Raw genomic sequence first — 10,642 nt, 5'->3', positions numbered from 1 at the left:
CTTCGATCCCGAAGCGCTCCGCCAGTTCGGCGGACACCGTTGCGCTGCGCGGCGACAGCCGCACCACCGGGGGATCTTCGGAGGTGCATAACCCCTCCACGATCGCGCGGGTGATGCGGCCGACGCCGATAAATCCGATACGCATTCCGCGATTGTCGCGCAGGGCACGGCAAGGAGGGAATCCCCCCGAGAATCAGCCGAGCGAGGCCTTCTCTGCACCGATAGTGGTGGAGCCTCCATGGCCGGTGTGCACGACGGTGTCGTCGGGTAGACCGTACAGGCGCGCGCGGATCGAGTCTTCGAGTAGTTCGCGACTGGAGAACGACCGCCCAGTGGCACCGGGACCACCGTGGAACAGGGTGTCGCCGGTGAAGAGGACACCCAGTTCCGGCGCGTACAGGCAGACGCCCCCGGGCGCGTGGCCCGGGGTGTGAATGACGGTGAGGGTGGTCCCGCCGACTTCGATCTCCTGACCGTCGGTCAGGTCGCCGTCCCAGGCCCGACCCGGGTGCGTCAGCTCCCAGAGCGGCGCGTCGGCGGGGTGCAGCCAGATCGGCGCACCGGTGGCCTCGGCCAGTTCCGGCGCGTAGCGGACGTGGTCGTCGTGCGCGTGGGTGCACACGATCGCGGTGACCGTGCGACCGTCCACGACAGCGAGGATGTCGGCGACCGAGTGCGGGGCGTCGAGCACGATGCATTCGTGGTCGTCGCCGATCACCCACACGTTGTTGTCGACGTCGAAGGTCTCCCCGTCCAGGCTGAACGTGCCCGAGGTGACCGCGTGGTCGATGCGTGCCGACACTAGAGGACCACCACTGAGCGCAGCACGTCACCGCGGTGCATTTTCTCGAAGGCTGCCTCGACGTCGTCGATGCCGATGCGCTCGGTGACGAAGGCGTCCAGGTCCAGCCGGCCGTCGCGGTAGAGGTCGACCAACATCGGGAAGTCTTTGCTGGGCAGGCAGTCACCGTACCAGGAGGATTTGAGTTGACCGCCGCGGCCGAAGACGTCGATCAACGGAATATCGGGGAGCTTCATCTCCGGGTTCGGCACGCCGACCAGCACCACGGTGCCGGCCAGGTCGCGGGCGTAGAAGGCCTGCTTCCAGGTCTCCGGGCGGCCCACCGCGTCCACTACGACGTCGGCGCCTTCGGCACCCGGATAGTACTTGTCGCAGATCTCCGCGATGGCCTCGATCGGATCGACCTTTGACGAATCCACGACGTGGGTGGCACCCAGCTTCTTGGCGGCGTCAAGCTTCTTGGCATCAATGTCGACGGCGATGATCGGCATCGAACCGGCCAGCGCCGCACCGGCGACGGCTGCCACACCCACACCGCCGCAGCCGATCACCGCGACGGACTTGCCGCGCCCGGCCTCGCCGGTGTTGATGGCCGCGCCCAGACCGGCCATCACCCCGCAGCCGAGCAGACCGGCGGCAGCCGGATCGGCTTCGGGATCTACTTTGGTGCACTGGCCGGCGGCCACCAGGGTCTTCTCGATGAAGGCGCCGATGCCCAGGGCGGGGCTGAGCTCAGTACCGGCGCCCTCGCCGTCGGCGATGGTCATCTTCTGGTCGGCGTTCTTGGAGTCGAAGCAGTACTTCGGCTCGCCGCGCTTGCAGGCCCGGCACTCGCCGCAGACGGCGCGCCAGTTCAGCACGACGAAATCACCCGGGGCCACCTCGGTGACACCCTCGCCGACCGATTCGACGATGCCTGCGGCCTCGTGGCCAAGCAGGAACGGGAACTCGTCGTTGATGCCGCCCTCGCGGTAGTGCAGGTCGGTGTGGCAGACACCGCACGTCGCGATCTGCACGACTGCCTCACCCGGACCGGGGTCGGGCACGGTGATGTTCACCGTCTCCACCAGTGCACCCTTGGCCCGGGCGATGACACCCTTGACGATCTGACTCATGCTGTACTCCTCCTATTGGGACCGGGATCCGGTGTCAGCCTTCGACGGCGTCGCGGATCTTGTTCTCCGAATGCTTGACCGCCTGCTCGGCGAACGGGCCCATCAGCGGGCTGAGGAGCTTACCGGCCAGACCACCGGGCAGCGTGTAGGTGAACACCACGGCCAGCGTGGTGGTGCCGGCCTCGGCGCCGTCGGCCGTGCGCCAGGTGGTGCTCGCCCCGAAACCGCTGGTGGATACCAACTCGATCAGCTCGTTCTCCACCCAATCGGTGCACTTCAACGTCGATTTGAGTTCCTTCGGACCCACCTTGAGCGCCGTCTCGAAGGTCGCTCCGGCCCCCGACGTCTGGTCGGTCAGCGGCTGGAACCGGCTCACCCCGAAAAAGTAGTCGGGGACATTGTGGTAGTCGTTGATGTACGCGAAAACCTGCTCACGCGGGGCCTTGATAACTGCTTCGTGCTTGACTTCGCCCATAACTTTTCCCCTCTACGCGGCTCGGTCAGTGCCGAACCAGCCAATCTGCGCGCCGGCTGACGTGCGTTAGTCAAGAATCGTATCCCGGCCCGCGCAGCGGCTCAGGAACGCCCGGAGCACCGGTCGTAGCTTCCGCCGAATCGGTCTCCGCCAGCGCAACGTTCGGCGCCGTGTGCTCAGTCCAACCACTACCGTCCCAGTAGCGCTGTATTGAGGCGTTCTCTGTGTCTGGATACCATCCAGCCGGAACTGCGCTTGGCGGCGGCGGAACCGATCGGTCCGCTTCCGGAACTGATTCCCGCTCAGTCCTCCGAGCCCCAGCGGAATTGACGGCCGCCGCGAACTCGCGCGCTGCTGACTCCTGTTTCTTCGCGTTCCCTTCGACGACTAGCGATTGCCCGTCCGCGAGTGCGACCGTAATGAAAACCTTGGTCTTATCCTTTTTCGCCGCGAGCGCAAACACCCCAACCGCTAATATGCGTGTTGCGGTGAGGCGCGAGTTGGGCGCACCAAGTTCAACAACTGCCTGCGCGCCAGCGATGGGAAAAGTTCTCCCCTCAAAGGAGAGCGTCCGTGCCTTCGAACTCAGTTTCAGGCCATTGAATTGCGCTTCGGCTAGGGCAGTACGGCGTGCCTGACTCGCTTCCGAAGCGGCGTTCCGGCGTGCCTGCTCTGCATTGGCCGTCGCCTCCTGCATCACTTGGCGAAATGTCGGCTTCGGTGGCGGCTCAGAAGTGACGACGACAGCAAACGGGACCGCACCGAGCACCTCGTCGAGGATGTCCCGGTGGTGTGTTCCCGTGTGTTCGACCGTCCAATCAACATCTGTCTCACCCGGGCCTGCCTCACGAATACCTGCGGTAACCCGAGCTCCCCAGCGATTCTTTCGGATCGCCCGCGGCACATCCGCGATAAGCGGGTTCGCACCGTCGACGATCGTTGCTTTCATCGGCTGCGCAAACGCCTCCCACACTGCCCGATGCACGTCACCGAAGGACGCCGCGATTCTCGTAGTGAAGTTCTCTGTCGTCGACATCCCCATGCCGCTGAGGCTATCGCTTTGCGGTCGGCACACGCCGCGATCTACACATATGCGACAGCGCCCCACACCGAGTGGTGCGGGGCGCTGTCATCTCCCCTTGACCCTTCGACAAGCTCAGGGAGCAAGCGGGGCTCAGGGAGCAAGCGGGGCTCGGGGAGCACGAGGGCTCACCGATCAAGCGGGCTCGGGGAGCGGATTCAGGCGGTCTCGGTGATCGGGCGGTCGACCCAGCTCATCAGATCGCGCAGGGCCTTGCCGGTGACCTCGATCGGGTGCTCGGCGTTCTCCTTGCGCAGGGCCTCGAGCTGCTTGTTGCCGCCCTCGACGTTGGCGACGAGCTGCTTGACAAAGGTGCCGTCCTGGATGTCGGACAGGATCTCCTTCATCCGCTCCTTGGTGCCGGCGTCGATCACGCGCGGACCGGACAGGTAGCCGCCGAACTCCGCGGTGTCCGACACCGAGTAGTTCATCCGGGCGATGCCGCCCTCGTACATCAGGTCGACGATCAGCTTGAGCTCGTGCAGGCACTCGAAGTAGGCCATCTCCGGCTCGTAGCCGGCCTCAACGAGAACCTCGAAACCGGTCTTGACCAGTTCTTCGGTGCCGCCGCACAGCACGGCCTGCTCACCGAACAGGTCGGTCTCGGTCTCTTCTTTGAAGTCGGTCTTCAGGACGCCGGCGCGGGTGCCGCCGATGGCCTTGGCGTAGCTGAGCGCCAGCGCCTGACCGTTCCCGGTCGGATCCTGGTGCACGGCGATCAGCGCAGGCACACCCTTGCCGTCGACGAACTGACGACGGACCAGGTGGCCGGGGCCCTTGGGCGCCACCATGGCGACGGTGACGTTGGCCGGGGGCTTGATCAGACCGAAGTGGATGTTCAGACCGTGGCCGAAGAACAGGGCGTCGCCCTCGTTGAGGTTCGGCTCGATGTCTTCGGTGAAGATCGCGGCCTGGCTGGTGTCCGGGGCCAGCAGCATGATCACATCGGCCCATTCGGCGGCCTTCGCCGCGGTCATGACCGTCAGACCCTGCTCCTGCGCCTTGGCGCGCGACGCCGAGCCCTCACGCAGGCCGATGGCGACCTCGACGCCCGAATCGCGCAGCGACAGCGAGTGGGCATGGCCCTGGCTGCCGTAGCCGATCACGGCGACCTTCTTGCCCTGGATGATCGACAGGTCTGCGTCGTCGTCGTAGAACTTCTCGACTGCCACGGTAATTCCCTTCGTGTACCCCACCGGTGCGGTGGCGGCGTTGCTGGTTGTGTGTTGTTAGGTATTGATTGTTGCGTCAGCGGTGAGCCGACATGCTCTTGGGTCCCCGTCCGAGGGTGACACCGCCCGACTGGGCGATCTCCCGGATCCCGTACGGGTCGAGCATGCGCAGCAGCGCTTCGAGCTTGTCCGAGGTGCCGGTGGCTTCCACCGTCACCGACTCCGGCGCCACGTCGATGACCTTGGCCCGGAACAGGTTCACCACATCGACGATTTCGGCGCGGTTGGTCGCATCCGAGCGCACCTTGATCAGCATCAGCTCGCGGGACACCGAGTTCTCCGGGTCCTGCTCGACGATCTTGATGACGTTGATCAGCTTGTTGAGCTGCTTGGTCACCTGCTCGAGCGGGAAGTCGTCGACTGCGACCATGATCGTCATTCGCGACATGCCCTTGAGCTCCGTCGGGCCCACCGCCAACGATTCGATGTTGAAACCGCGACGCGAAAACAGGCTCGCCACGCGGGCCAGCACGCCCGGCCGGTCCTCGACCAGCACGCTCAGCGTATGAGTGCTCATGAACGGGTCACTCCCCTTCCGGCGCGTCGTCACGCGGACGCAGCATCGTGTCGTGAATGTCGGCCGGCGTGTCGCCGGCGGACTCGTCGTCGTCGAACAGCGGCCGGATGTCCCGGGCCGCCATGATCTCATCGTTACCGCAGCCTGAGGCGACCATCGGCCACACCTGGGCGTCCTTGCCGACGATGAAGTCGATCAGGACCGGGCGGTCGTTGATCTCGCGTGCTTTGGCGATGGCCGCGGCGACGTCCTCTTCGCGGTCGACGCGCATGGCGACGCAGCCGAGTGCCTCGCCGAGCTTCACGAAGTCCGGGATCATCTTCGAGTGCGTCGAAAGATCGGTACTCGAGTAGCGCTGGTCGTAGAACAGGGTCTGCCACTGGCGGACCATACCCAGATTGCCGTTGTTGATCAGTGCGACCTTGATCGGAATCCCCTCGATCGCACAGGTGGCCAGCTCCTGATTGGTCATCTGGAAGCAGCCGTCGCCGTCGATCGCCCAGACTTCCTTCTCCGGCGCGGCGGCTTTGGCGCCCATCGCTGCCGGGATGGAGTACCCCATGGTGCCCAGACCGCCGGAGTTCAGCCAGGTGCGCGGCTTCTCGTACTTGACGAACTGCGCCGCCCACATCTGGTGCTGGCCGACACCGGCGCAGTACACCGCGTCCGGGCCGGCCGCCTTACCGAGTTCGGAGATGACGAACTCCGGTGAGAGCGAACCGTCGGACTGCTTGTCGTAGCTCAGCGGGTAGGTGTCACGCAGGCCCGACAGGTATTTCCACCACGGAGCCAGGTCGGCACGCGTCCCGCCGGCGGCCACGTCGTTGCGCAGTTCCTCAATGAAGTCGAGGATCACGTTCCGGGCGTCGCCGACGATCGGCACGTCCACGGTGCGGTTCTTACCGATCTCGGCCGGATCGATATCGGCATGGATCACCTTGGCGTCGGGCGCGAAGGAATCGAGTCGACCGGTGACCCGATCGTCGAACCGGGCGCCGAGGGTGATCAGCAGATCGCTGCGCTGCAGCGCGCCGACAGCGCCGACCGCGCCGTGCATGCCGGGCATCCCCATGTGCAGGTCGTGGCTGTCGGGGAACGCGCCACGCGCCATCAACGTGGTGACGACGGGAATGCCCGTCAGCTCAGCCAGCTCCAGGAGTTCAGCCGAGGCCTCGGCCTTGATCACCCCGCCGCCGACGTAGAGCACCGGACGACGGGCCTGCGCGATCATGCGTGCGGCCTCGCGGACCTGCTTACCGTGCGGCTTGGTCACCGGACGGTAGCCGGGCAGGTCGAACTGCGGGGGCCAGGAGAACGTCGTCTGGGCCTGCAGGACATCCTTCGGGATATCGACGAGGACGGCGCCAGGACGACCGGACTCGGCGATATAAAAGGCCTCGGCGATGACGCGCGGGATATCCGCGGCCACGCTGACCAGGAAGTTGTGCTTGGTGATCGGCATGGTGATGCCGGAGATGTCTGCCTCCTGGAAGGCGTCGGTGCCGATCAACGCGCGGCCCACCTGGCCGGTGATGGCGACGACCGGGACCGAGTCCATCTGCGCGTCGGCCAGCGGGGTCACCAGGTTGGTGGCACCCGGTCCGGAGGTGGCCATCATGACGCCAGCCTTGCCCGCGACCTGCGCATAGCCGGTCGCGGCGTGGCCGGCACCCTGCTCATGGCGAACCAGGATGTGCCGGACCTTCTGCGAATCGAGCAGCGGATCGTATACCGGGAGGACTGCACCGCCGGGGATACCGAAAACGGTCTCGACGCCGAGCTCTTCAAGAGTTCGGACAACGGACTGGGCGCCGGTGACGCGCTCGGGGGCCACAGTGTGGCCCGAGCGCAGGGAATCGGTGGACGGCGACTGCGACCGAGTCGACCCGGGGGCTGTTGGAGTGCTCACTGCACGATCCTCATCCTGGTAGTCCTGACAAGAAAAAACCCCCGACAGCGTGTGCTGTGCGAGGGGCGCGTCGATGAAGTTCGAAAGGTCTGCGAAGTGACCGATCAGGCGTTGACGCGCCGACCGATTACTACGAGAAGTTTCGTGTTCATCACCGTCATAAAGTAAGGCAGCAGTCCGCGCCGCGTCAAATCGACTTGATCGGTTTCCCGCCGCTTGGCTCGCCCAGGACATCGGGTGCCACAATGGCAGTGTGTCCGTACCTGCCGCCACCCGCCCGAGCCAGGCCCCCGAGAGTGTCGCTTTCGTCATCTCCCGATTGGCCTATCTCACTGTTGTCGTCACCCTCGTGATCGCGGTGATGCTGCTGGGCGTCTCCCTCTGGTTCGGGTGGGTGTTGCTGCTGCCCTTCGCGCAGATCTGGTGGATCCGCCGCATCAAGACCGTCATCGACGACGATGGTCTGACCGCCGTGCACACCGTCGGCCAGACACGCGTCGAGTGGTCCGAGCTCGCCGGTCTGCAGTTCCCCAAGTGGAGCGCGGTGCGCGCCGTCCGACTCGACGGTGATCGGGTCGCCCTGCCCGCAGTGAGCTTTGACGACCTCCCCGTGCTCTCGTTGTACTCCGGTGGCCGCGTCCCCGATCCGTTCGCCGCCGAACGCGAAGCCCGCCAGGCCGAACGCGCCGCAAATGCCTGATCGCGTCGGCACGCAAAACTAGTCGTCAGGACAAACCCGCCGGCGTGGGCGACAATCGGGGCCATGCCCGCTACCACCGTGCTCGACCTCAACGACACCCTGCGTGAGCGCGACCTGCCCGCAGCGTCGGCAATTCTGCATCCACTGGCGCCGCAGGAGGCGGCCGCGCTGCTCGAGCAACTCTCCCCGCGCCGACGCACCATCGGCTTCCGACTCCTCCTCAAAGATCAGGCACTGGAAGTCTTCGATTCCTTGGACGCCGACAACCAAGCCGAACTGATCAGCGAGCTCGGCAGCGCCGAGGTGGCTGCTGCCTTCGACAACCTGGAGCCCGAGGATCGCGCCGAGCTGCTCGATGAGCTTCCTGCCAACGTCGCCAAACAACTGGTGCGCGCTTTGTCCCCCGAAGAGCGCGACCTCACCTCGGTTGTCCTGGGCTTCCCGCGCGGCTCGGTCGGCCGCCGGATGAGCCCGGAGTTCATTCACGGCTTCACCGACGACTCCGCCACCACGGTCCTAGACCGAGTGAAGGCCCGCGGGCATCAGGTGCAGTCGATCTACATTGTGCCGGTCCTCGACCGCGGTCGGCACCTCGTCGGCGTCGTCAGCTTGCGTGAACTGCTGCTGGCCGACCCGGAAGAACCGGTCGGCGGCTTCGCCAAGACCCCCATTTACGCGCACGCCCTCGACGATGCGGAGACCACCGCCGAGCGCTGCGTGGACCGCGGCATCTCAGCGATGCCGGTCGTCGACGCCGAAGACCGCCTCGTTGGCATTCTCACCCTCGACGACGCCATCGAGATCGTCGACGCCGCCCGCGATGTGGACGAGGCCCGCGCCGGCGCGCGTGAGCCACTGCGCGAGTCGTACCTGCTCGCTTCGGTCTTCGCGATCACTAAATCTCGCGTGGTCTGGTTGTTTGTGCTGGCGATCTCGGCGATCCTGACAGTCAACGTCCTGGAGATCTTCGAGGGCACGCTGGAGCAGAAGGTAGCGCTGGCCCTGTTCATCCCGCTGCTCACCGGCATCGGCGGCAACACCGGTTCGCAGGCGGCGACGACGGTGACCCGCGCCCTGGCCACCGGGGAGGTGCATCCGCGTGATGCCGCGCGGGTGGCGGGCAAGGAGATTCGCGTCGGCCTGACGATGGGTACGGCGCTCGGCGTCGTCGGTTTCGCGGTGGCCTCGTTGATCTACGGACTGGGCATCGGCTCGGTGATCGGGCTGACCATCATCTCGGTGTGCACGATGGCCGCCACCGTCGGCGGTCTGATGCCGCTGCTAGCCAAGCTGATTCGCGTCGATCCCGCCGTCTTCTCCACCCCGTTCATCTCGACGTTCTGCGATGCCACCGGACTGATCATCTACTTCATGATCGCCAAGGCCGTCCTCGGGATCTGAGCAAAGCCGGCGGCGCGTAAACTCAGAGCTGTACCAGGTTTCCGGCCCAGCCCGGCCGGGATCCCCTCCGAACTTGCAAGGACGAACAATGCCTGCCCTGCGGTCTCGCACCACCACTGTCGGCCGGGAGGCCGCCGGTGCCCGTTCCCTCTGGCGCGCCACCGGGATGACCGACGACGACTTCGGTAAGCCGATCGTCGCGATCTCCAACTCGTACACGCAGTTCGTGCCCGGGCACGTGCACCTCAAGAACGTCGGCGACATCGTCGCCGAGGCCATCACCAAGGCCGGTGGCGTGGCCCGCGAATTCCACACCATCGCCGTCGACGACGGCATCGCGATGGGCCACGGCGGCATGCTCTACTCACTGCCCAGCCGCGAGATCATCGCCGACTCGGTCGAGTACATGGTGAACGCGCACACCGCCGACGCCCTGGTCTGCATCTCGAACTGCGACAAGATCACCCCCGGCATGCTCAATGCCGCCCTCCGGCTGAACATCCCGACGGTCTTCGTCTCCGGCGGCCCGATGGAGGCTGGCACCTCGGTCGTCATCAACGGTGTGGTGCATCCGGGCTCGGACCTGGTCGACGCGATCATCGCCTCGGCGGACAGCAACGTCAACGACAAAGAGTTGCATGACGTCGAGACAGCGGCCTGCCCCACCTGCGGATCGTGCTCGGGCATGTTCACCGCGAACTCCATGAACTGCCTCACCGAGGCGCTGGGTCTGTCACTGCCAGGCAACGGCTCCACGCTGGCCACCCAGACCGCGCGCCGCGACCTGTTCACCCGGGCTGGCGAGCTGGTCGTCGACCTGGCCAACCGCTACTACCACGACGACGACGAGTCGGTGCTGCCGCGCAACGTCGCCACCCGCAAGGCCTTCGAGAATGCGATGACGCTCGATGTCGCCATGGGCGGATCCACCAACACCGTGCTGCACATCCTGGCCGCCGCGCAGGAGGCCGAAATCGATTTCGACCTGCACGCCATCGACGCCATTTCGCGGAACGTCCCGTGCCTGGCCAAGGTCGCCCCAAACTCCCCCGACTACTACATGGAGCATGTGCACCGGGCGGGCGGGATTCCGGCGATCCTCGGCGAGCTGAACCGCGCGGGTCTGTTGAACACCGACGTGCACCCGGTCCACGCACCGTCACTCGAGGCATACCTCGCCGACTGGGACATCCGCAGCGGCACCGCCACCGACCAGGCGCTCGAACTCTTCCACGCCGCGCCCGGCGGGGTGCGCACCACCCAGCCGTTCTCGACGTCGAATCGGTGGGAGTCATTGGACACCGATGCCGCCGGTGGCTGCATCCGGGACAAGGAGCACGCGTACACCGTCGAAGGCGGCCTATGCGTGCTGCACGGCAACATCGCCGAGGACGGCGCCGTCCTCAAGAC

General features: G+C 65.9%; 10 protein-coding genes. 3 read left to right on the top strand and 7 right to left on the bottom strand.

Going from position 1 to position 10,642, the window contains the following annotated elements; all coding sequences use genetic code 11:
• Nucleotides 1–193 precede the first annotated feature (193 nt).
• From WAW85_RS01035 to WAW85_RS01005, 7 genes are all read right to left on the bottom strand, one after another.
• The gene (locus tag WAW85_RS01035; RefSeq protein WP_422557814.1) at nucleotides 194–802 is read right to left on the bottom strand and encodes an MBL fold metallo-hydrolase; all 609 of its coding nucleotides are present in this window, start codon (nucleotides 800–802) and stop codon (nucleotides 194–196) included.
• Entirely contained in the window at nucleotides 802–1,917 is a 1,116-nt protein-coding gene (locus WAW85_RS01030) for an S-(hydroxymethyl)mycothiol dehydrogenase (protein WP_422557813.1), read from the bottom strand. Before WAW85_RS01030 ends, WAW85_RS01035 begins: the two co-directional genes overlap by 1 nt.
• Before the next feature lie 34 nt (nucleotides 1,918–1,951).
• Complete coding sequence (locus tag WAW85_RS01025) at nucleotides 1,952–2,392, bottom strand: SRPBCC family protein (RefSeq protein ID WP_422557812.1); 441 nt, start codon at nucleotides 2,390–2,392, stop codon at nucleotides 1,952–1,954.
• Nucleotides 2,393–2,462: 70 nt separating this feature from the next.
• Complete coding sequence (locus WAW85_RS01020) at nucleotides 2,463–3,434, bottom strand: DUF2510 domain-containing protein (RefSeq protein WP_422557811.1); 972 nt, start codon at nucleotides 3,432–3,434, stop codon at nucleotides 2,463–2,465.
• Between the two features lie 197 nt (nucleotides 3,435–3,631).
• Entirely contained in the window at nucleotides 3,632–4,645 is a 1,014-nt protein-coding gene (ilvC, locus tag WAW85_RS01015) for a ketol-acid reductoisomerase (RefSeq protein WP_422557810.1), read from the bottom strand.
• A gap of 76 nt (nucleotides 4,646–4,721) precedes the next feature.
• Nucleotides 4,722–5,222, bottom strand: coding sequence for an acetolactate synthase small subunit (gene ilvN / locus WAW85_RS01010; RefSeq protein ID WP_422557809.1), 501 nt, complete (start codon nucleotides 5,220–5,222; stop codon nucleotides 4,722–4,724).
• 7 nt (nucleotides 5,223–5,229) lie between these two features.
• The gene (locus WAW85_RS01005; protein ID WP_422557808.1) at nucleotides 5,230–7,131 is read right to left on the bottom strand and encodes an acetolactate synthase large subunit; all 1,902 of its coding nucleotides are present in this window, start codon (nucleotides 7,129–7,131) and stop codon (nucleotides 5,230–5,232) included.
• A 253-nt stretch (nucleotides 7,132–7,384) separates the two neighbouring features.
• Between WAW85_RS01005 and WAW85_RS01000 the strand changes: the two genes are divergently transcribed.
• From WAW85_RS01000 to ilvD, 3 genes are all read left to right on the top strand, one after another.
• Nucleotides 7,385–7,831: a PH domain-containing protein gene (locus tag WAW85_RS01000; protein WP_422557807.1), complete on the top strand. Its 447-nt coding sequence runs from the start codon at nucleotides 7,385–7,387 to the stop codon at nucleotides 7,829–7,831.
• Between the two features lie 63 nt (nucleotides 7,832–7,894).
• Nucleotides 7,895–9,232: a magnesium transporter gene (gene mgtE, locus WAW85_RS00995; protein WP_422557806.1), complete on the top strand. Its 1,338-nt coding sequence runs from the start codon at nucleotides 7,895–7,897 to the stop codon at nucleotides 9,230–9,232.
• Nucleotides 9,233–9,320: 88 nt separating this feature from the next.
• Nucleotides 9,321–10,642: dihydroxy-acid dehydratase (gene ilvD / locus WAW85_RS00990; protein ID WP_422557805.1), on the top strand; the 1,322-nt coding region annotated here is incomplete at its 3' end.

This window comes from Gordonia sp. (in: high G+C Gram-positive bacteria) (assembly GCF_049299075.1).
In the GTDB taxonomy this organism is placed as follows: Bacteria; Actinomycetota; Actinomycetes; order Mycobacteriales; family Mycobacteriaceae; genus Gordonia.
Note: the sequence above shows the minus strand (reverse complement) of the source record. Positions and strands in the feature narration are given on the sequence as shown.

What these genes read in the sequence shown, in the direction of transcription:
- WAW85_RS01030 (WP_422557813.1), bottom strand. Translation starts at nt 1,917, where the DNA reads ATGAGTCAGATCGTCAAGGGTGTCATCGCCCGGGCCAAGGGTGCACTG.
- WAW85_RS01025 (WP_422557812.1), bottom strand. Translation starts at nt 2,392, where the DNA reads ATGGGCGAAGTCAAGCACGAAGCAGTTATCAAGGCCCCGCGTGAGCAG.
- WAW85_RS01020 (WP_422557811.1), bottom strand. Translation starts at nt 3,434, where the DNA reads ATGGGGATGTCGACGACAGAGAACTTCACTACGAGAATCGCGGCGTCC.
- ilvN (WP_422557809.1), bottom strand. Translation starts at nt 5,222, where the DNA reads ATGAGCACTCATACGCTGAGCGTGCTGGTCGAGGACCGGCCGGGCGTG.
- mgtE (WP_422557806.1), top strand. Translation starts at nt 7,895, where the DNA reads ATGCCCGCTACCACCGTGCTCGACCTCAACGACACCCTGCGTGAGCGC.